General features: G+C 71.9%; 21 protein-coding genes. 6 read left to right on the top strand and 15 right to left on the bottom strand.

What is annotated here, in order from left to right; translation table 11 throughout:
- The 10 genes from VGF64_06400 to VGF64_06355 form a co-directional block, all read right to left on the bottom strand.
- On the bottom strand, nucleotides 1–716 hold a 716-nt coding region (locus VGF64_06400; GenBank protein ID HEY1634370.1), incomplete at its 3' end, for an LLM class F420-dependent oxidoreductase.
- Between the two features lie 54 nt (nucleotides 717–770).
- Nucleotides 771–869 carry an AURKAIP1/COX24 domain-containing protein gene (locus VGF64_06395; protein ID HEY1634369.1) on the bottom strand — a complete coding sequence of 33 codons (99 nt, stop codon included), beginning with the start codon at nucleotides 867–869 and terminating at the stop codon, nucleotides 771–773.
- A gap of 127 nt (nucleotides 870–996) precedes the next feature.
- Nucleotides 997–1,758, bottom strand: a complete 762-nt coding sequence (locus tag VGF64_06390; protein ID HEY1634368.1) for a 4-(cytidine 5'-diphospho)-2-C-methyl-D-erythritol kinase — start codon at nucleotides 1,756–1,758, stop codon at nucleotides 997–999.
- Nucleotides 1,734–2,576 carry a 16S rRNA (adenine(1518)-N(6)/adenine(1519)-N(6))-dimethyltransferase RsmA gene (rsmA, locus tag VGF64_06385; protein HEY1634367.1) on the bottom strand — a complete coding sequence of 281 codons (843 nt, stop codon included), beginning with the start codon at nucleotides 2,574–2,576 and terminating at the stop codon, nucleotides 1,734–1,736. The genes VGF64_06390 and rsmA overlap by 25 nt, the downstream gene beginning before the upstream one ends.
- Entirely contained in the window at nucleotides 2,573–3,340 is a 768-nt protein-coding gene (locus VGF64_06380; GenBank protein HEY1634366.1) for a TatD family hydrolase, read from the bottom strand. The genes rsmA and VGF64_06380 overlap by 4 nt, the downstream gene beginning before the upstream one ends.
- Before the next feature lie 7 nt (nucleotides 3,341–3,347).
- Entirely contained in the window at nucleotides 3,348–4,853 is a 1,506-nt protein-coding gene (metG, locus tag VGF64_06375; protein HEY1634365.1) for a methionine--tRNA ligase, read from the bottom strand.
- Nucleotides 4,854–4,901: 48 nt separating this feature from the next.
- Nucleotides 4,902–5,768, bottom strand: coding sequence for a 16S rRNA (cytidine(1402)-2'-O)-methyltransferase (rsmI, locus tag VGF64_06370; protein HEY1634364.1), 867 nt, complete (start codon nucleotides 5,766–5,768; stop codon nucleotides 4,902–4,904).
- Nucleotides 5,765–6,094: a DUF192 domain-containing protein gene (locus tag VGF64_06365; GenBank protein HEY1634363.1), complete on the bottom strand. Its 330-nt coding sequence runs from the start codon at nucleotides 6,092–6,094 to the stop codon at nucleotides 5,765–5,767. The genes rsmI and VGF64_06365 overlap by 4 nt, the downstream gene beginning before the upstream one ends.
- A 15-nt stretch (nucleotides 6,095–6,109) precedes the next feature.
- Nucleotides 6,110–7,237 carry a redox-regulated ATPase YchF gene (ychF, locus tag VGF64_06360; GenBank protein ID HEY1634362.1) on the bottom strand — a complete coding sequence of 376 codons (1,128 nt, stop codon included), beginning with the start codon at nucleotides 7,235–7,237 and terminating at the stop codon, nucleotides 6,110–6,112.
- A 138-nt stretch (nucleotides 7,238–7,375) separates the two neighbouring features.
- The gene (locus VGF64_06355) at nucleotides 7,376–8,227 is read right to left on the bottom strand and encodes a glycerophosphodiester phosphodiesterase (GenBank protein ID HEY1634361.1); all 852 of its coding nucleotides are present in this window, start codon (nucleotides 8,225–8,227) and stop codon (nucleotides 7,376–7,378) included.
- A gap of 57 nt (nucleotides 8,228–8,284) precedes the next feature.
- On the opposite strand from VGF64_06355, the gene VGF64_06350 reads away from it, so the two are divergent.
- Complete coding sequence (locus tag VGF64_06350; protein ID HEY1634360.1) at nucleotides 8,285–8,899, top strand: hypothetical protein; 615 nt, start codon at nucleotides 8,285–8,287, stop codon at nucleotides 8,897–8,899.
- 59 nt (nucleotides 8,900–8,958) lie between these two features.
- Here VGF64_06350 and VGF64_06345 read toward each other — a convergent pair whose 3' ends face one another.
- On the bottom strand, nucleotides 8,959–9,978 hold the full coding sequence (locus VGF64_06345) for an adenosine kinase (GenBank protein HEY1634359.1): 1,020 nt from the start codon (nucleotides 9,976–9,978) through the stop codon (nucleotides 8,959–8,961).
- A gap of 58 nt (nucleotides 9,979–10,036) precedes the next feature.
- On the opposite strand from VGF64_06345, the gene VGF64_06340 reads away from it, so the two are divergent.
- Genes VGF64_06340 through VGF64_06330 form a run of 3 tightly spaced genes read left to right on the top strand, consistent with a single transcriptional unit; the run spans nucleotide 10,037 to nucleotide 14,382 of the window.
- Nucleotides 10,037–12,643 (top strand): M1 family metallopeptidase, encoded by a 2,607-nt coding sequence (locus VGF64_06340; GenBank protein HEY1634358.1) that lies wholly within the window; start codon nucleotides 10,037–10,039, stop codon nucleotides 12,641–12,643.
- Nucleotides 12,640–14,010 carry an acyclic terpene utilization AtuA family protein gene (locus VGF64_06335; GenBank protein ID HEY1634357.1) on the top strand — a complete coding sequence of 457 codons (1,371 nt, stop codon included), beginning with the start codon at nucleotides 12,640–12,642 and terminating at the stop codon, nucleotides 14,008–14,010. The genes VGF64_06340 and VGF64_06335 overlap by 4 nt, the downstream gene beginning before the upstream one ends.
- Before the next feature lie 9 nt (nucleotides 14,011–14,019).
- Nucleotides 14,020–14,382, top strand: coding sequence for a hypothetical protein (locus VGF64_06330; GenBank protein HEY1634356.1), 363 nt, complete (start codon nucleotides 14,020–14,022; stop codon nucleotides 14,380–14,382).
- A gap of 4 nt (nucleotides 14,383–14,386) precedes the next feature.
- Here VGF64_06330 and xseB read toward each other — a convergent pair whose 3' ends face one another.
- Nucleotides 14,387–14,590 carry an exodeoxyribonuclease VII small subunit gene (xseB, locus tag VGF64_06325; GenBank protein ID HEY1634355.1) on the bottom strand — a complete coding sequence of 68 codons (204 nt, stop codon included), beginning with the start codon at nucleotides 14,588–14,590 and terminating at the stop codon, nucleotides 14,387–14,389.
- On the bottom strand, nucleotides 14,587–15,864 hold the full coding sequence (gene xseA / locus VGF64_06320; protein HEY1634354.1) for an exodeoxyribonuclease VII large subunit: 1,278 nt from the start codon (nucleotides 15,862–15,864) through the stop codon (nucleotides 14,587–14,589). Before xseA ends, xseB begins: the two co-directional genes overlap by 4 nt.
- 169 nt (nucleotides 15,865–16,033) lie before the next feature.
- Between xseA and VGF64_06315 the strand changes: the two genes are divergently transcribed.
- Both VGF64_06315 and VGF64_06310 read left to right on the top strand, forming a co-directional pair.
- On the top strand, nucleotides 16,034–17,419 hold the full coding sequence (locus VGF64_06315) for a PQQ-binding-like beta-propeller repeat protein (GenBank protein ID HEY1634353.1): 1,386 nt from the start codon (nucleotides 16,034–16,036) through the stop codon (nucleotides 17,417–17,419).
- Nucleotides 17,420–17,609: 190 nt separating this feature from the next.
- On the top strand, nucleotides 17,610–18,245 hold the full coding sequence (locus VGF64_06310) for a class I SAM-dependent methyltransferase (protein ID HEY1634352.1): 636 nt from the start codon (nucleotides 17,610–17,612) through the stop codon (nucleotides 18,243–18,245).
- Here the strand turns inward: VGF64_06310 and VGF64_06305 are convergent.
- Both VGF64_06305 and VGF64_06300 read right to left on the bottom strand, forming a co-directional pair.
- On the bottom strand, nucleotides 18,210–19,286 hold the full coding sequence (locus VGF64_06305; protein HEY1634351.1) for a hypothetical protein: 1,077 nt from the start codon (nucleotides 19,284–19,286) through the stop codon (nucleotides 18,210–18,212). The genes VGF64_06310 and VGF64_06305 overlap by 36 nt on opposite strands.
- Nucleotides 19,283–19,996, bottom strand: a complete 714-nt coding sequence (locus tag VGF64_06300; protein ID HEY1634350.1) for a class I SAM-dependent methyltransferase — start codon at nucleotides 19,994–19,996, stop codon at nucleotides 19,283–19,285. Before VGF64_06300 ends, VGF64_06305 begins: the two co-directional genes overlap by 4 nt.
- Nucleotides 19,997–20,174: the final 178 nt, after the last annotated feature.

Raw genomic sequence — 20,174 nt, 5'->3', positions numbered from 1 at the left:
CCGACGTCGAAGTTGAACAGCGCCGTCTTCTCGATCTCGTCGTAGTCCCGCCCCTCGCTCTCGCAGTGACGACGCAGCACGTCCAGCTTGTGGTCCAGATCGGGGCCGGGAAAAAGGTTGCACGCCTGTGCGTACCGGGCCACGAGGCGCAGGGTCTTCCGCTCGCCGGAGCCGCCGATGAGGATGGGCGGACAGGGCTGGGACAGCGCCTGGGGTGAGTTGAGGGTTCGCTCCAGGTGATAGTGCGCTCCAGCGAACGGGGCGTCGTCACCACTCCACATCTGCTGGAGAATCTGCAGGGCCTCCTCCAAGCGCTCGAAGCGCTCGGCAGTGGGTGGGAACGGCAGCCCCAACCCCCGTGACTCTGCCTCGTTCCAAGCGGCGCCGATACCGGCCATGGCCCGCCCCCCCGACAGCACGTCAAGCGTCGTCACGATCTTGGCCAACAAACCGGGCTCCCGGTATACGACGGCAGTGACCAACGTCAGAAGCTTTATCCGGGTGGTGTGAGCGGCCAAGAAGCCCAGCGTCGTGTAGGCCTCGAGCATCTCGTGCTCAGGCGGGCCGACATTGCCGATCTGCCACACGTGGTCCATGACACTCAGGCGGTCGAAGCCGGCGTTGTCCGCCGCCTGCGCCACGGCCCCGAGATCGGACGCCAGCCTGGACGGGCCGTTCGGCCACGTGAAGTCCGGGAGGTGCAGGCCAAGCTTCACGATCAGGATCCGATGGACACCGCGGTGCTCGAAGGAGCCGCCAAGGCTGCTGGACTAACGACCAGAGCGGCGCTGCCAGCGGGTCGCCTTGAGCATCTTCTTGTGCTTCTTCTTGCGCATGCGCTTTCGACGCTTCTTTATCAGCGAACCCACAAGAGAAACACACTAGCCGCCGAGCTGAGGGCCGCTCCAACCGGCACCTCCGGCCGGGGCCAGGACTGGGTCCAGGGGTGGGGCCGGGGTCGGGGTCGGGGTCGCTCCAGCGGCATAGCCGCGGCGGCTAGGGGTCTTTCGCCGACGGGAGCTCGGTGCGGACTTCGACGATCCGGGCGATCCCACCGTCGATCCCGACCGCCGTCCCCGGCCGGACGCCCAGCTCGCCTGCTGACCCCTCCACGAACCACGTCGAGCCGCTGCCCGCCAGCACAGGGACGCGCCCCGTGAGCTCGCCCAGGGCCTCTTGCCACCGGACCAGGCGGGGCTCGACCATCAGCGCGGGCCTCTCCATGTCGTTGGCGCCCTCCCCCGAAGGCCCACCGAGCGAGTCCCAGGCCCGGTACACCACGGCCGTCGAGACGCCGAACGGCGGCGTGAGAAGCACGAACGCGCGGTCCTCGAACTCCATCGGCTCGACCACCTCCCCGACACCGGACACCAGGGCGCGCCCGCCGACCACGCAGAAGGGCACATCGGCGCCAATCGCGCACGCGACCACCGGATCCGACACGCCGGCCCACCGCAACACGGCAGCGGCGTCAGCCGACCCCCCGCCCAGACCGGCCCCCGCGGGGATTCGCTTCTCCAGGCGCACGCGCGCGGTCCGCCCCACCGCGGCCAGGGCCCGCCGCACGAGGTTGTCCTCGTCTCCCGGAACAGCAGCGCCCCCTGCCGGCCCAACCACCTCGAGGCCGTCGCCCGGCCCGAACGTGAGCGTGTCGGCCAGGTCCAGAGTGAGCATCTCTGCCTCGATCAGATGAAATCCGTCGTCCCGAACGCCAACAACCCGCAGCGAGCGGGTCAGCTTGGCGAGGGCGCGCTGCACGCCGCCAGCCTTCCCCACGCCACGACGTCGAGGTCCTCGGCCCTGGCCTCGGGCCGGATGTCGGCGCCCTCGAAGACGGCCGCGTCGACCAGCCCGGCCAGGGAGCGCCGGAGCATCTTGCGCCGCTGCCCGAACCCGGCCCGGACGAGAGCGAAGAGGCGCTCGGGCGCCACAATGCCGGGATCGACCGCCGGCGAAGGGCGGCGGTCGATCGACACCAGCACCGACTCCACCTTCGGCCGGGGCACGAAGACCGTCGACGGCACTCGGCCCACGACCGCCGCCATCGCCCAGTACGCCACCTTCACCGACACCGCACCGTAGGCGGGGTCGCCTACTCCCGCAGCCAGACGCTCTCCCACCTCGCGCTGGACCATCACCACCATGCGGGCGATCGCCGGCACCTCGTCGAGGAGCCGGGCGACCAGCGGGGTGGCGACGTTGTACGGCAGGTTGGCGACAAGCACCCAGCCGCCCGATCCCTCCGCGGCCCCCAGCAGAGCAGACCAGTCGAGCGTCATGGCGTCCGCCTCGACCACTCGCACCCCAGCGGGCTCCGCGACCGACCGCAGCACGGGCACCAGCCGGGGATCGATCTCGATCGCGGTCACATTGGCACCCGTCTCCGCCAGGGCGAGGGTCAGCGAGCCGAGACCGGCGCCCACCTCGACGACCCGCTGCCCGGGCCCGATGCCGGCCAGCCGGGCGACCCGCCGGACCGTGTTGGCATCGGCCACGAAGTTCTGGCCCAGCGCCCGACTCGGATGCAACTGGTGCCGGGCGAGCAGGTCGAGCACCTCCGACCGGCCCAGGGTCACGGCGGGTCGAGCGGCAGGCCGAACGCCACCGCCGTCGCCGCCCAGGACGACGCCGCCACCTCCTCGACTGTCCTCCCACGCAACTCGGCGACGGCGGCGCCCACCAGCGGCACGTTGGCCGGCTCGTTCGGCCGGCCGCGATGCGGCACGGGGGCCAGGAAGGGCGAGTCCGTCTCCACCAGCAACCGCTCGGCCGGACACAGCGCCGCCGCCTCCCGGACGTCCCCTGCGCCCTTGAACGTCACGATCCCGCTGAACGACAGGAAGCCGCCGAGCTCGATGCACCGTCGCGCCTCGGACGCACCACCCGTGAAGCAGTGGAACACCGTGCGCTCGGGCACGCCTTCGGACTCGAGGATGGCGAGCGTGTCGTCCCACGCCTCCCGACTGTGCACCACCAGCGCGAACTCGTGCCGATGGGCGAGGACCACCTGAGCGGCGAAGGCGTCCCGTTGGATCGCCCGCGGTGAGTGGTCGTAGTGGTAATCAAGCCCGCACTCACCGACGGCAACGGGCGCGGAGCGGCCCGAGTCGACCACCTCTTCCAGGAGGGCGGCGACGCCCTCCACGCCCTGCTTGGCGTCGTGGGGATGCAAACCCACAGTGGCCCACACCGTGTCGCCGGCCAGCGCCAGCGCCCGGCGCGACTGCTCGACGTCGGTGCCGACGCAGACGAGGCGCGTGACGCCGGCCGCCCGCGCCCGCTGTACGGCGTCCTGAGGATCAGCTGCGTCCTGAAGGTGGCAGTGGCTGTCGGTCCACACCGCCGGCTCAGGCCTTGCGCCGGGGAAAGAGCGGTGCCGCCCGCTCCACCGCCCTCCCGGCGGGATAGCCGCCCCACGACGCGGCCTCGGGCAGGCGCTCGTCGCCCGGTGATCCGGTGAGCCCGATGCGACGCCACAGCTCCGAGCAGGCAGCCGGCATCGCCGGCCAGGCCAGCAGGGAGACGATGCGCAGCGCCTCGAGGGCGTCGCCGAGAACGGCGCTCACCTGCGGTCCGGGATCCTGCTTCCACGGCTCCTCGACCTCGAGCGCGGCGTTGGTCTCGTGGATGAGCCTCCACGCCGACTCGAGCGCCTCGTGCGGCGCGAACCGCTCCCAGGCGTCCGCTGCCGCCCGCACGACCTCGGCGGCCACGGCCGCCAGCGGGGAGTCGGCTCGGGGCGCGGGCCCCACGCCGCCGCACTTGCTGGCCACCACGGTCGTGACACGCGACGCCAGGTTGCCGAGATTGTTGGCCAGGTCGGCGTTGTACCGGGACACGATGCGCTCGTAGGAGAAATCCCCGTCGGGGCCCAGGGCCACGTCCCGGAGCAGGTGGTACCGGAGCGCGTCGACGCCGAAGTCCGCGACCAGATCGGCCGGGGCGATCTGGTTGGCGCTGGTCTTCGACATCTTCTCGCCGCCGACGAGCAGCCACCCGTGCACGAAGAAATGGGCCGGTGGATCGATGCCGGCCGCCATGCACATGGCGGGCCACCACACGCAGTGGAAGCGGATGATCTCCTTGCCGATGAGGTGATGGACCGCCGGCCACCACGAGGCGAAGCGATCGGGGTCCTCGCCGTAGCCGATAGCGGTGACGTAGTTGATGAGCGCGTCGTACCAGACGTAGAAGACGTGGCGGTCGTCCCACGGCACGGGCACGCCCCACGTGAGCGACGTCCGGGTGATCGATATGTCCTGGAGGCCCTGGCGGATGAAACCCAGGGCCTCGTTGCGCTTGGACTCGGGCTTCACCGCATCGGGGTTGGCCTCGTACCAGTCCAGGAGCGGCTGCTGGAAGCGGCTGAGCTTGAAGAAGTAGTTCTCCTCCTTCACCAGCTCGACCGGCCGGCCGTGGATGGGGCACATGCCGTCGACGAGCTCGTCCTCGGTGTAGTAGGCCTCGCAGCTCACGCAGTAGAGGCCCTTGTAGGTGCCCAACTCGATGTAGCCGTTGTCGTTGACCGCCTGCAGGAAACGCTGCACGGCCAGATGGTGACGGGGCTCGCTGGTCCGGATGAACTCGTCATAGGAGATTTCCAGCTGGCGCCAGGCCTCGACGAACCGCACGCTCGTGAGGTCGGCCCACTCCTGGGGGCTCACACCGTTGGCCTCGGCCGCCTGGGCCACCTTGAGGCCGTGCTCGTCGGTGCCGGTCAGGAAGAAGACGTCGTCGCCCAGCAGGCGATGCCAGCGAGCCAGGGCGTCGGCGATCACGGTGCTGTAGGCGTGGCCGATGTGGGGAGCGTCGTTGACGTAGTAGATGGGGGTCGTCAGGAAGAAGCGGGCCACTGCCGACTCACAGTACCGACGACGCCTCGCCAGCCGGCCCGGATTCCGTCAGGAGCGAAGACGGAGCGCGGCGTCGTAGACGCGCCGCTTGGGGACCTTGAGCTCCCCCGCCACCTCGGCGACCGCCTCCTTGGCCGTCTGTCCGGAGCCGAGCCGCGCCTGCAGAGCGGCCTCGACCTCCGCCTCGTCGGGCACCACCAGGGGCGCTCCGGCCATCACGAGCACGTGCTCGCCGCGGGGCGGGGCGGCCCGGGCCCGGTCCAGGGCGCCGGCCAGGGTTCCCCGCCACACCTCCTCGTGGAGCTTGGTGAGCTCGCGGATCACGGCGACCTGACGCAGCGGACCGCAGCGGTCGACAAGGTCTGCCAGGGTGGCGGCCAGCCGGTGCGGCGCTTCGTAGAGGATGATCGTGCGCTGCTCCCCGGCCAGCGCCGCCAGCCGCTCGGACCGTTCGCCTCCCTTGCGGGGCAGGAATCCTTCGAATATGAACCTCGCCGTCGACAGCCCGCTGACCACCAGCGCGGCCACGAGCGCAGAAGGACCGGGTACCACCGTCACCTCGCCGCCGGCGGAGGCCACCGCGGCCGCCAGGCGCCCACCGGGATCCGAGATCCCGGGCGTCCCGGCGTCGGTGACGACGGCGACATTTCGCCCCCGATCGAGCAGCGTCAGGATGGAACGGGCCTGCGAGGCCTCGTTGTGATCGTGCACGGCGAGGAGACGCTTGTCGGTGATCCCGGCGTGAGCGAGGAGGCGGCCTGTCTTGCGTGTGTCCTCGCAGGCGATGACGTCGGCCTCCCGGAGCGCATCCACCGCGCGGGGCGACAGGTCGCCCAGGTTGCCGATAGGGGTGGCGACGAGGACCAGGGCGCCCCCGGCGCCGGACCCGTCGCGGGTGGCGCCGGCGGAGGTCAACCCTTGATCTCCAACTGGTCGCCGACTCGCAGCTTCCAGCGCTCGAACGCACCCGCCTCGGCCTCGACCACCGACCGGGCGCGGACGCGGGGAAGGCAGACCCGATGCCGCTGTAGACACCTCGTGGTGATCACCACGAGGTCGGCGTCGCAGAAGGCCACGTCTATCCGAAAGCGCATCCCGATGGTGTGAACCGAGCGCGCCGGGTGGAGCAGCAGCGCCCCGTCGATCCCGTCCCGCCCGAGCAGGCCCCGCGCGCGGTCGGCGAAGGAGTCGGCCACCTCGAGGGTGGCCAGGACCTCGCCGTCACGCAGGAGCCATGGCACCCGAAGCGCTCCTCCTCACACGTTGAACCGGATCTCGAGCACGTCCCCGTCGGCCACCTCGTAGTCCTTTCCCTCGACCCGGAGACGGCCGGCGCTCTTCGCCGCGTTCCACGAACCCAGCTCCACCAGCTCGTCCCACCGGATCACCTCGGCCCGGATAAAGCCCCGCTGCAGGTCGGAGTGGATCACGCCCGCGCACTCGGGCGCCCGGGCGCCGGCTCGAAACGTCCACGCCCGGGACTCGTCCTCGCCCGTCGTCAGGAACGTGCGCCGCCCGAGCAGGTGGTGGGCGGCTCGGGCCACGCGGGGAAGCGCTCCCTCGCCGAGACCCAGGCCCTCGAGCAGCTCGGTGCGCTCGGCCGGATCCAGGCGGGCCGCCTCCGCCTCGAGCTGCACGCTCACCCCCAACACCTGGGCGCTGCGCGCCAGCGGTCCGTTCCCCGGCCAGCCTCCCGGGCTGGCCTCGGCTCCCGCGCTCATCTCGGCTTCGACCGGCTTCACCAGCTCGTCGGCCTCGCCCACCTGGTCCTCGCCCAGGTTCACGACGGCAAGCACCCGCTTGTTGGTCAAGAGGAAGACAGGAGCCAGCGCCGCCCGCTGGTCGGGGCTGAGCGCGGAGCGGTAGACGGGCACGCCCGCCTGGAGCGACTCGAGGGCGGCCTCCAGGGCCGCGACCTCGCCGGCTGTCGAGGGATCTGTCTTGGCGGCCTTCCGACGCTTGTCGATCTGGCCCTCGACCGTGGCCACGTCCGCCAACACCAGCTCCAGCTCGAGCACGCCCAGGGCGCTGACCGGGTCCGAGTCGCCCGCGACACCCGGGTCCTCGAACGCCCGCAGGACGAGGCACAGGGCGTCGACCTCCCGGATGCCGCCGAGGAACCGGTTGCCCAGACCCTCGCCGGTCGCCGCCCCGGCCACCAGCCCGGCGATGTCCACGACCTCCACGGTGGTGTGGACGATCTTGCGGCTCTGGCTGATCCTGGCCAGAGCCTCCACCCTCGGATCGGGCACCTGGGCCACGCCCACAGTGGTCTGCGTGGTGGAGAACGGATGGGGGGCGACCGCTGCGTTTCCCCCGGTCAGCGCGTTGAACAGGGCCGATTTGCCGGAGTTGGGTAAACCGACCAGACCGAGGCGCTCCACTGCGACGAGGGTACTCGGCTCGACTAGTGTTCCCTGGTCGTGTCCAAGAAGACAGTCAAGCGCCGCACCACGCGCAAGAAGAAGGCCAACCACGGCAAGCGGCCCAACACCGGACGGGGCTGAGACCGCCGAGGCTCGCTAGCCCGTCCAGGCGACGTCGAGCTCGGCCAGGGTCGGCACCAGCACCGAGGGCAGGTCCGACATGATGCCGTCGACGCCCAGGCCGACCAGTCGCTCCATCTCCGACCGTTCGTCGATCGTCCACACGTGGACGGCGGCGCCGGCGGCGTGGGCCGACCTGACGAACCGTTCGTCGACGACAGTTGCGCCCTCGAAATTGGTGGGCACCTGGATGGCGGCGTGGGTCATCGGCGGCGACGGGACTCCGTCCTGCACCGCTTGCCAGAACCCCGCCACGGCGAGGATGCCGGCCGCCGTGGCGATGTCGGGAGCGGCGGCCGAGAACGCCACCAGGGCCGCGTCCTGGAACGACGTCACGATGACGTCGTCGGCGCGGCCGTGGTCGATGAGCATGCGGGCCAGCGCTTCCTCGTAGGGCTCCACGTTCGGTGCCGTCTGCTTGATGTCGATGTTGAGCAGCGCCTCCGGGAAGGCCTCCAGCACCTCCCCCAGCGTGGGGATGCGCAGTTCGACGTCCTCAGGGGCGCGACCGCGGAGCGGGTAGTCCTCGGGCGGCCGCCCCGGCGCCACCTCGTCACCGGGCACGAACCAGTAGGCGGCGTCGAGCGCCTGGATCTCGGCCAGCGTCAGGGAGCTGATGGCGCCCGAGCCGTTCGTGGTCCGATCAACCGTCGGGTCGTGACAGACGACCAGGTGGCCGTCGGCCGTCGGGTGAACGTCCATCTCGAGGGCCGTGGCCCCGACGGCAAGCGCCCGGCGCATGGCGAGGATGGTGTTCGAGGGCGCCTCCCGGGCGCCTCCTCTGTGGGCGTAGGCGAGCACTCGGCGTTGCAGCCACGGGATGCCCACGGATCGAACCGTACCCCACCCGCTGCCGGCCGCCGGGCCGATAGCCTCATCCCCGACATGCTCGACCACGTCTTTCTGGATGTCATCGCGGCCCTGCGCAAGAGCTTCTCCGAGGCCCTGCTGGAGCGGCAGGCCGTCGAGGAGCGGTTCCAGGTCGACGTGCTGCTCGGCGACCTGTCGTGGGAGACGTCCTACAGCTTGCCGGGAGAGGGCACCCTGCCCCGGGTCAGGGCCGACATCAGTCTGGACTGGCCGACGTGGAGCCAGAGCGCCTACCGCTCCTGGTCGATCGGCGAGCCGCCCGACGACCAGCCGGAGATGCTGGTGGAGATCGCCCTGCGCATCCAGCGCCTGGCCCGGGCGCCCGAGCCGGCAGCGATCGTCGACGCCCTTCCCACCGAGGGCCCGGCCATGGGTGGCGACGTCCTCGACCGGTGCGGCCTGACCATCGAGCAGGCGTTCGACCGCAACAACGACCGGCCCCGCGCCGCCATCGAGATCTCCTACGAGGGGACCTACCGCCTCGACGAGACCGCCCTCGAGGACCCGTCGTCCCTCGACACTCACGTGGGCGCCCTCGCCCGGTGGGTCTCATCCACACTGGTCCGCCTGGGTGACCTCGAGCTGAGCTTCCTGCCGCCCGGCCAGGTGGGCGACGAAGCCGACCACTGAGGAGCGCACGGCCGGCGGCGGGATGGGGCCTTGCCCGGGTCGGCGAGGCCGCCGACAACTCAGGGGAGCAGACCGGCCTCCTGGGCCAGCGGACGGAGCGGCACCTCGGGACGGGCGCCGAGATGGCTGATGATCTCGCTGGCCGCCAGGCTCGCCAACCGGGCGCAGCCCGGCAGGCCCACCCGATGGGTCAGGCCGTGGAGGAAGCCTGCGGCGTACAGGTCCCCGGCGCCGGTGACGTCCACGACCTTGTCGACGGGATAGGCCTCGACGTCGACGCGCTCGTCATCCTTTACGACCGTCGATCCCTCCGCTCCCCTGGTCAGGGCGGCGAGGATACCGAGAGGACGGATCGCCTCGACCGCCGCGTCGATGTCGTCCACGCCCAGCAGCAGGGTGATCTCGGCCTCGTTGGCGAACAGCGCGTCGACCTGGTTGCCGAGGAGCTGTCGGAAGGCGTCGCCGTGGCGCTCGACGCAGAACGGGTCCGACAGGCTGAGAGCGACCAGACCTCCCGACCGGTGGACCTGGGCCATGACCTCGTCGAGCGTCCGGTCGGCGTCGGGGCTGTCCCAGAGAAATCCCTCGAGGTAGGTGATGCGGGCCCGCCGTAGGTGCGCCGTGTCGACGTCCTGGGGTCGCAGCTGGGCCGCCGCCCCCAGATACGTGCACATGGTGCGCTCCGCGTCCGGAGTGACGAGCGAGAGGCACCGGCCCGTCATGGCCCCTTCGGCGGCCACCGCCGTGGCGTAGTCGACGCCGGCGGCCTTGATGTCGGCCTCGAACAGCCGACCCAGGCGGTCGTCGGCCACCTTACCCACGAAGGCGGTCTGGCTCCCGAGGCTGGATGCCCCGACGGCGGTGTTCGCGGCGCAGCCGCCGGCAACCTCGACGATCGGCTGGGCGGCGGCGTAGAGGCGCTCCGCCTCGGCCAGGTCCACGAGGGCCGTCGTGCCCTTGACGAGCCCCAGCTCCGCGACCATGTCATCGTCCACGGGCGCCAGCACGTCGACGAGGGCGTTGCCGACGGTGGCGACGTCGATGGTGCTGTTGGCAGTGGCATCCGGCGCGGCGGGCACCCGCCGACCATAGCGTGGGCGGTTCGGCCCCCCGGACGGTCCCACTAGCCTCCGCCTGGTGACCGAGCAGACTTCCCAAGCGCGAGAGACCCCCCACCGCCTCCCCCGCAGCGTCGAGCCCCGTCGCTACGAGCTCGTCATCTCCCCAGACCTCGTCAATGCCACGTTCAGCGGCGAGGAACGGGTCGAGGTGCTCGTGCACGAGACCACCGGCCAGGTCGTCCTCAACGCCCTCGAGCTTGCCATCGCGTCCGCCGAGCTGGTCAACGAGACCGGATCGGTGCTGTCCGGGAACGTCGAGCTGGACGAGGAGTCAGGGCGGGCGGTGATCGCCCTGTCCGCTGAGGCGACACCGGGTCCGTGGACCCTGCGGACCACGTTCTCGGGGACGATCAACGACAAGCTGCGGGGCTTCTACCGCAGCACCTTCGAGCTCGACGGCGCGCCACGGGTCATCGCCGCGACCCAGTTCGAGGCGACCGATGCTCGGCGCGCCTTTCCGTGTTGGGACGAGCCCGACCGCAAGGCCGTCTTCTCGATCACCCTCGACGTCGACGCCGGTCTTACCGCCATCTCCAACACCGCGGCGGCCGAGGAGACCGACCTCGGGGACGGGGCGCGACGGGTGCGCTTCGCCGACACCATGCCCATGTCGACCTACCTGGTGGCCTTCGTGGTCGGCCCGCTCGAGCTGACCGACCCGGTCGACGTCGACGGCGTCCCCCTGCGCATCGCCCACGTGCCGGGCAAGGAGCACCTCACGCCGTTCGCGCTCGAGGTCGGCGCCCACGCCCTGCGCTTCTTCACGCGGTGGTTCGGCATCCCGTACCCGAGCGACAAGCTGGACCTCATCGCCCTGCCCGACTTCGCGTTCGGGGCCATGGAGAACCTCGGGGCAGTGACGTTCCGGGAGTCGGTACTGCTTATTGACCCGTCCGCCGCCTCGCGGGTCGAGCTGGAGCGCGTGGCGGACGTGATCTCCCACGAGATCGCCCACATGTGGTTCGGCGACCTGGTGACGATGCGGTGGTGGAACGGCCTGTGGCTGAACGAGGCCTTCGCCACGTTCATGGAGCTGCTGTGCGTCGACGACTTTCGTCCCGACTGGCACCGGTGGGTCACCTTCGGGCTGTCGCGCGCCGCGGCCATGCGGACCGACGGCCTCTCCTCGACGCGCCCGATCGAGTTCCCGGTCGAGCGCCCGGAGGAAGCCGAGGGCATGTTCGACATCCTCACCTACGAGAAGGGCGCCGGAGTGCTGCGCATGCTCGAGCGCTATCTCGGGGCCGAGCCCTTCCGATCGGGCATAGGTCGCTATCTGGCCGACCACAGCCACGGCAACGCCGAGACGACCGACCTCTGGGACGCCATCGAGGCGGCCAGCGGCGAGCCGGCGCGCACGACGATGGACTCGTGGATCTTCCAGGGAGGGCACCCGGTGGTGACCGTCACTCCGAGCGACGGGGGCCAGGCCCTGGCGCTGGACCAGCGACCATTTCGCTACCTCCCCGAGGGCGCGGACGCTGGCGCGATCGGCTCGGGCTGGCGGGTCCCGGTCCTGCTCCGGGCGGGCGTGAACGGCTCGGTCGAACACCAGCGGGTGCTGCTGGACGAGGGCGGCGCCACGGCGTCGTTCTCGGGCCCGGTCGGTTGGGTCGTGGCCAACGCCGGCGGCTGGGGGTTCTACCGAGTGCGCTACGCCGGCGACCTGCTGGCCCGCCTCACCGCAGACCTCGGCCGCCTCGACGCCCTCGAGCGCTTCAACCTCGTCAGCGACGCCTGGGCCTCATCGTTGGCGGGGCTCACACCGGTGGCCGATTTCGTCGAGCTGGCAGGCGGCCTGCGTTCCGAGCAGGACCCCGACGTCTGGGCCGTGATGCTGGCGGCCCTCGGCTTCCTGGATCGGGTGGCGACCGACGACGAGCGGACGAAATCGGAGGCCTTCGTGCGGTCCCTCTTGACGCCCGCTTTCAGGTCGGTGGGCTGGGAGCGGGCGCCGGACGAGGGCGAGCGCACCGGCACGCTGAGGTCCACCCTGCTGGAGGCGCTCGGGACGATCGGTGCCGACTTCGAGGTGCGGGAGCGCGCTGCCCGGCTGCACGCCGACTTCCTGGCCGACCGGGCGCCCCTCGATCCGGAGCTGGCGGGGGCGGTCGTGTCGGTGGTGGCGTCCACGGGCGGCGAGGCCGAGTACGACGCCTTCCTGGAGCGCTTTCGCAATCCGCGCACACCCCAGGAGGAGATGCGCTACCTGTACGCCCTGGGTCGCTTCGAGGAGCCCAACCTGGTGGCTCGGACGCTCGAGCTCTCCCGGTCGGAGGTGCGCACCCAGAACGCCCCGTTCGTCGTGCAGCTCCTGCTCGGGAACCGGGCAGGCGGCCCGCAGGCGTGGGCGTTCGTGAAGGAGCGCTGGGAGGAGCTGCTGGGGAGACTTCCGGACAACACGATCCCGCGCATGGTGGACGGAGTCAGCGCCCTGTGGCGACCGGCGGAGCTGGCCGCCGACGTGCACGCCTTCTTCGCCGAGCATCCTTTGCGGAGCGGGCAGCGGACCCTCCAGCAGACGCTCGAACGGCTCGACGTCAACCGGGCGTTCGCGGAACGGGAGGCGCCTGCGCTCGGCGCTACCCTCGATCGCGCCCGCCAGGCGGGGCCGACGGCGTGACCGTCAGGGTGGCGGGCGGGCAGGGCTTCTACGGCGACCATGTCGGGTCCACCCGCACGCTGCTCGAGGATGGCGTCGACTACCTCTGCCTCGAAGCGCTGGCCGAGCTCACCCTGGCCATCCTGCAGAAGGACCGCCAGCGCGACGAGTCCCTCGGCTACACGCGCGACCTCCCTGCCTACCTGTCCATCGCCCTCCCCTACGTCGCCGATGGGCGCACCAAGGTGATCACCAACGCCGGCGGCATAAACCCCGTCGCTGCCGGCCGGGCCGCGGTGGAGACCGCCAAACGGCTCGGGATCAGCGGCATCCGCATCGCCACCGTGGTCGGGGACGACCTCACTGGTCGCGTCGAGGAGCTTGCGGGCATGCGTGGCGGGCTCGCCAACACCGAGACGGGCGAGCCGTGGTCGTCATTTCCAGGAGACCTGCTCTTCGCCAGCGCCTACCTCGGCGCCGGGCCCATCGTGTCAGCCCTGGCGGACGGGGCTGACGTGGTCATCACCGGCCGCACCGCCGATCCGTCGCTCTTCCTGGCCCCGCTCGTGTACGAGCACCGCTGGGCCGCCGACGATTGGGACCGCCTGGCCGCCGGCATCGTGGTCGGCCACCTGTGCGAGTGCTCCGGGCAGTCGACGGGCGGCAATCTCTCCGGCGAGTGGTGGACGGTGCCCGAGCCGTGGAATTTCGCCTACCCGATCGCCGAGTGCGAGGCCGACGGGACGGCGGTGCTGACCAAGGCTGCGGGGACCGGAGGGCGGGTCGACTTCGATACCGTGCGCCACCAGCTGCTGTACGAGGTGCACGACCCGGGCGCGTACCTGACGCCCGACGTCGTGGCCGACTTCACCTCGGTGTCCGTCGACGATCTCGGGGACGACCGTGTGCGTCTGTCGGGCGTCCGGGGCTCGGCGGCGACGCCCACCTACAAGGCGCTGTTCACCTATCCGTACGGATGGAGCGGCGAGAGCCGGGTGGCCTTCTCCTGGCCCGACGCCTACGCCAAGGCCCGGGCGGCGGCGGCCATCTTCCGGCGGCGGGTCGAGCTGGCCGGCCACGTCGTCGACGACTGGCTCGAGGAGTACTGGGGCGTCAATGCGCTGCACGGCCCGACCGTCCCGCTCGAGGGCGCCGACGAGGCGCCCGAGGTGATCGTGCGCCTGGCGTGGCGCTGTGGGGACCGGGCGACGGCGGCTCGGGTCGGCCGGGAGATGGCTCCCATGGCGCTGTCCGCGCCTCCCTGGGGTCTGACCGGCACCGGCCGGGGCATGGGCGGCGCTCCCTCCCAACTGATGGGACTGTGGCCGGCGCTGGTCGACAAGGCCCTGGTTGACGCCGATGTGGCTATCGACATGGTCGAGGTGTGAGGCGCGGCGATGGCCCACATCCAGCTGCGCGACCTCTGCGGCACCCGGGCCGGGGACAAGGGCGACATCTCCAACGTCGCCCTGTTCGCCTATGACGAGCGGTCGTTCGACGCGATCCGAGCCGAGGTGACGGCGGAGCGGTTGAAGCGGCACTTCGGCTCGCTCGTGCTCGGCCCGGTCCGCCGCTACGAGGCGGCCAACGTGCTGGCCCTCAACTTCGTGATGGAGCGCGCCCTCGGCGGCGGCGGCCCCCGCTCGCTGCGCTCCGACAACCTGGGCAAGACCCTGGGTGGCGCCCTGCTGCGCATGGAGATCGAGGTGCCGGCGGAGGTGGCTGACGGGGCGCCGCGGCGGCGTCCCGTCGTCCCGTGACGACCTAGGAGCCGTCGAGGCGCTCGATGCGGGCCTTGACCTGTGCCAGGCGCTCGGCGGCGAGGCGGTGGATCACGCCGGCCCGTTCGTACAGCTCGGACGCCTCCTCGATGCCCACTTCACCGGCCGCGATCCGGCGGGTGAGGTCCTCGAGCTTCTCCACCAGCTCCTCGTAGGTCAGGGCCGAGAGATCGTCGGTGTCGGTCATCGGCCGTCGTCGTTGTCGTCCCGCGTCACGGCCGCGTGGATGTGGCCCTGGGCCACCGCCACGTCGAGCTCGTCGCCGTCGACGACCTGGGCGGGGCTGCGCACGACGCTGCCGTCGGCGGTGCGCACGATGGCGTAGCCCCGTGACAACACCCGAGCCGGGTCAAGCGCATCGAGGGTGCGGCGGCGGCCGGAGAGGTCCCCGTCGAGGGCGACGAGTCGGCGCGGCAGCGGGGAGCGCCAGTCGACACTCGCCAGGCGCGTGCCGGCGTCGGCCACCCGGCGCCGCAGATCGACGAGCTGCAGTCGCGCGGCGGCGCGGTCCAGTCGCTCCACCGCGGTCGTTACTCCTGCATGCAGTGCGGCCGGGAGGTCGATGGCCTCGAAACGATCGCTGCTCACCGCGAGCGCCCGTGTGCAGTCGGCTCGGACCGACTCCAGCAGCCCGTCGAGGTGCGCCCGCAGCGCAGCCTCGTCGGGCACCACCGCCGTGGCCGCGAGCGACGGCGTGCCGTAACGGCGATCGGCAACGTCGTCGCACAGCGGACGATCGCGGTCGTGGCCGATGGCCGACACGACCGGCGTCGTCGAGGCGCAGACGGCGCGGCACAGCTCTTCGTCGCTGAACGGAAGCAGCGACGCCGGGTCGCCCCCACCTCGAGCGAGGATGATGACCTCGACGGCGGGCGTGGCGTCGAAGGCCTGCAGGGCGCCGACGACCGCCTCCGCCGCGCCGGGGCCCGACACGGCCACCTCGGCGAATCGCACCGGATAGCCGGAGAAGCGGGCGGCGACCACCGACTCGATGTCGGCCCGGACGGCGGCGTCGGCGCCGCACACGACACCGACCACCGCAGGCAGCAGCGGCAGGGGCCGACGGGCCCGATCGAGCAGGCCCTCGACCGTCAGTCGCCGGCGCACGTCGGCGATGGCGGCCAGGATCGCCCCCTCGCCCAGCGGCGCCACCTCTTCGGCGAACAGTTGCAGCTGCCCCCGCTCGTTGACGTAGCCCAGGGTGCCGGTCACACAGACCCGCTCCCCGTGGACCGTGCGGCACCGGCCGAGGCGGGCCCGGGGGCACACCACCGTGACCTGGGCGGCTCGGTCGCGGAGCGTGAAGTACACAGCGCCCGATCGGGCCGTGCCCGGCTGAACGACCTCGCCCTCGACGGCGACCTTGCCGACGGTCGCCACCGACCGGGCGATCTCCGAGCTGAGGCGGACCAGGCTAAGACGCCTGACCGCGGTGGTCGTCTCGGCCGGGAACATCTCCATGCCGCGGCCATGGTACGGGCTCCCTGTGTCGGGGCGGCCTGATGGCCCCGCTAAGGCTCGCCGGGCGACCATCCACGATTGGAGCCGACTTATCGTCCTCAGCGTGACGGATTCGGTCCCCCGCCAGCCCCGACCGGCGAACCTCTCACGATCAGGGCGAAGATGGGCCGTGCCGACGCGCCAGACGCTGGTCCCCGCCGTCATCGCCACCCTCACCGTCGCCGCGCTGCTGGCCGGCTGCAGCTCGACACCGCGCGCAGGGTCGCCGTCCTCGACCCTCGCCGGCCCGGCGCCGCCGCTGGCGCCGGGCGACTGGCCGACGTACCACCAGGACGGGGCGCGCCCAGGCGTCGATCCGGGAGCGCCGGCCTTCGCCACACCGACCCGGCGATGGTCCACCCCGATCTCCGGCGATGTCTACGCCCAGCCCCTCGCCATCGGTGATCGGGTCGTGGTCGCCACCGAGCACGACACGGTCCTCGCCGTCCAGGCCGGCACCGGCCGGGTGCTGTGGACCACCACGCTGGGACAGCCGGTCGCCGGCGGCGACCTCCCCTGCGGGAACATCGACCCCAGCGGCATCACCGGGACGCCCGTCGTCGACACGACGGCGGGGACCGTCTGGGTCGTGGCCTTCGTCCGCCCGGGCCGCCACGTGCTCGTCGCGCTCGACCTGACCAACGGCGCCGTCCGCTCGCGAACGGTCGTCGACCCCCAGGGCGCCGACCCGCTCGTCGAGCAGCAGCGAGGCGCGCTCACGCTGTCGGCCGGGCGCGTCTACGTGCCATTCGGCGGGCTGTTCGGAGACTGCGGCGCCTACAACGGGTATCTGGTGGGGGCGGACGCGCGTACGCCCAGCAACCCCCTCCTCGTGTACCGGGTCCCGTCCCAGCGCCAGGCTGCCATCTGGGCCCCGCCGGGCGCGGCGCTGGCGGCCAACGGCACGCTCCTGGTCGCCACGGGGAACGGCAGCGCCACCACGAGCTACGACGGGGGCAACTCGGTGATCCGTCTCTCCCCCGACCTTCACCAGCTGGACTCGTTCACACCGACGGATTCGCCGCAGCTCAACGCGGACGACCTCGACCTCGGCTCCACGACGCCGCTCCAGGTGGGCGGCGGCCTCGTCTTCCAGATCGGCAAGGCCGGCGTCGGCTACCTGCTGCGCAGCGACCACCTCGGGGGCGTCGGCGGACAGGCGTACTCGGCTCAGGTGTGCGGCAGCGCGCTCGGGGCCACGACCTACAGCCCACCCCTGATCGTGGTGCCGTGCGAGGACGGGTTGGTCGCCCTGCGGCTCGGCAGCGGAGGGCAGCCCGGGTTCAGCGTGGCCTGGAGGGTCGCCTCGCTCACCACCGGATCGTCGATCGTCGCCGGCGGCGCCCTCTGGGCCCTCGACCACAAGAGCGGCGACGCTGTCGCCCTGGACGTCACCACGGGAGCCATCCGGGCGCGGGTCCATGTCGGGGCTGCCAACCACTTCGCCTCGCCGGGCAGTGGCGGCGGCCAGCTCTACGTGGCCGCGGGAGGCCAGCTGGTGGCGCTGGCCGAGTGAGCCTCACCGTCGACGGCGAGCGCCAAGGTGGACGCGTCTCGCTCCTCCCGACAAGCTGAGCGGGATGCCGCCGTCCCGTCGCGCTCGCGTCGAACCGTCTGTTCCCTCGGGCCGACCTCCCGGGCCTGCTACTCCCTCGGACCGGCCTCCCGGGCCGGCTACTCCCTCGGGCCGCCCTCCCGGGCCGGCTATGCCAGACGACCTCCTGGCCCGAGCCCGGGCGGCCAAGGGCTTCATGCCCGAGGACGAGGGTCTCACGCTCTTCCGGGTGGGCGTCGAGGCCGGCGCGTCCGGGCTGGGTCCACTGCTGGAGGTCGGGGCCTACTGCGGCAAGTCGAGCATCTACCTCGGCGCCGCCGCCCGACAGGGGTCGAGCGTGCTGTTCAGTATCGACCACCACCGCGGCTCGGAGGAGAACCAGGCCGGTTGGGAGCACCACGACCCGACGCTGATCGACCCCGGTACCGGGCGCATGGACACCCTCCCGACATGGCGCAGGACGCTGGACGGGGCGTCGCTCGAGCACGACGTCGTCGCCGTGGTCGGCGACTCGCCGACGATTGCGGCCCACTGGCGCACCCCGCTCTCGCTCGTCTTCATCGACGGCGGCCACGGCGAGGAGCCGGCGTGGGCCGACTACCGAGGCTGGGCCCCCCACGTGGCCGAAGGAGGCCTGCTCGCCATCCACGACGTGTTTGCCGATCCCGCCGACGGGGGCCGCCCGCCCTTCGAGCTGTGGTCTCGGGCGCTGGCGTCCGGCGCCTTCGTTCAGGAGCGCGAGTGCGGCAGCCTACGGGTGGCGCGTAGGGTCGCCGACGGGATCTGAGAGGTCCAGCCCGGCCGGCAGTCCCTCCCCGCGGAACAGCCCCGCGGTGGATCCCGTCCCCGCCAGCGTGTCCGCGGCCAGGACGACGGCCGCCGCCGTGTACGTGCTGCGCTCCCCGCCAGGGAAGTGCACTCCGTCCGGATAGACACAGCCGGTCCAGTACGAGCCGTCGTCGTGGCGGAACGCCTGCAGCCACTCGAACAGCTGCAGCGCGTCCTCGCGCAAGCTCGACGCATCGAGGGCCATGACGCACTCGGCCGTCTCCGCGGCGGTCACCCAGGGCCGGTCGGAGACACAGCGCACTCCGCGTCCGTTCATCACGAACTGCGCCCAGCGTTCGGCCAAGCGAGCCTGGGCGGGCCCGCCGACCAGGGCGCCGGAGAGCACTGGGTAGTACCAGTCCATGGCCCACCGGTCCTTGGGCTCGAACGCTTCGGGGCAGAAGGCCACGGCGTGCGCCAGCCGCCCGGCCGCCAGCTCCCAGTCGGGCCGCTCCAGACCGAGCTCCTCGGCGGCGGCGACGGCGCACCGCAGGCTGAAGTACACCGACGACGAGCCGGTCAGCAGGGCGTACCGCCCCCGCGTGCCGTCGGGCTCCACCGACCACAGGATCTCCCCGCCCGGCTGCTGGAACCCGAGCACGAACTCGAGGGCGCGGGTCACGACGGGCCACAGGGTCTCGAGGAACCCCCTGTCGCCGGTCTGGAGGAAGTGGTGCCAGGCGCCGACGGCGAGGTAGCTGCAGACGTTGGTGTCGCGCCGGGGCTGCTCCACGCCCGCCCCCAGGTAGTACATGCACCACGAGCCGTCGGGATGCTGCCTGTCCACCAGCCACTGGTAGGCGCGCTCGGCCTCGGTCCTGAGCCCGCCGATCGACATCGCCATGGCCGCCTCGACGTGGTTCCAGGGGTCGGCGTGACCTCCCGGAAACCACGGGATCATGCCGTTGGCCAGCTGCACGGCGGCGATGGACTCCGCCGTGGCGACCACGTCGGGAGCGCTCAGGACTCCTCGGACCTCGGGGACTGCGACCGCCCTCATGCCGGGCGGTCCAGGTAGAGGACCAGGCTCTTGCCGAGGAGGGGGTTGAGGAGACGGTCGGCGGCCCTGGTGAGAAAGGGGGCCCGCACGATGTCCCACACGAGCAGGCGGTGGTAGGCGCGAACCAGCGGGTGCTGGTCGCGGTCGACACCGACGGCGCAGCGCAGCCACCAGTAGGGCGAGTGCAGCGCGTGGGCGTGATGGGACCCGCGAATGCTGAGACCGACGCGGCGAAGGCGCCCGAGCAGCGACGAGCGCCGGTAGATGCGCACGTGGCCGCCCTCGACCGAGTGGTACGCGTCGGACAGGGCCCAGTTCACGGCCTCGGGGCCGAACCTCGGGACGGTCACGGCCAGAGACCCCCCCGGACGCAGGACCCGGGCCAGCTCGGCCATGGCGACCTGGTCACCGGGGACATGCTCGAGCACCTCGGCGGCGATCACGCGGTCGAAGGTGCCGTCGCGGAAGGGAATGGATAGGGCGTCGGCGCACACCACCGCGCCGGTCCCATCCTTCGCCCCATCGTCGTGGCGAGTCAGCTCGCCCATGAGGGTGGACACGTCCTTCAGCTCGGCCTCGCTGGCGTCGAGCGCCGTCACCAGCGCGCCTCGTCGCATGGCCTCGTAGGCATGGCGGCCGCCCCCACAGCCAAGGTCGAGCAGCCGCTCGCCCGCGCGCAGGCCCAGCCGGTCATAGTCGACAGAGAGCACTCAGATCCCGCCGGTGCCGTCGAGAACGGTCCGATATTGCTCGACGGTCGCACGGGCGGCGGCCGCCCAGGTGAAGCGCTCGAGCACGCGGGCTCGGCCGGCGGCCCCGATGCGGGCCCGGAGCCCAGGTTGGTCCAGGGCGGTGCCGATCGCCATGGCCAGAGCGCTCGGATCGCCG

Source organism: Acidimicrobiales bacterium (assembly GCA_036491125.1).
Lineage (GTDB): Bacteria > Actinomycetota > Acidimicrobiia > Acidimicrobiales > AC-9 > AC-9.
The sequence above is the reverse complement of the archived record's forward strand: the minus strand, read 5'-3'. Positions and strand labels throughout refer to the sequence as shown.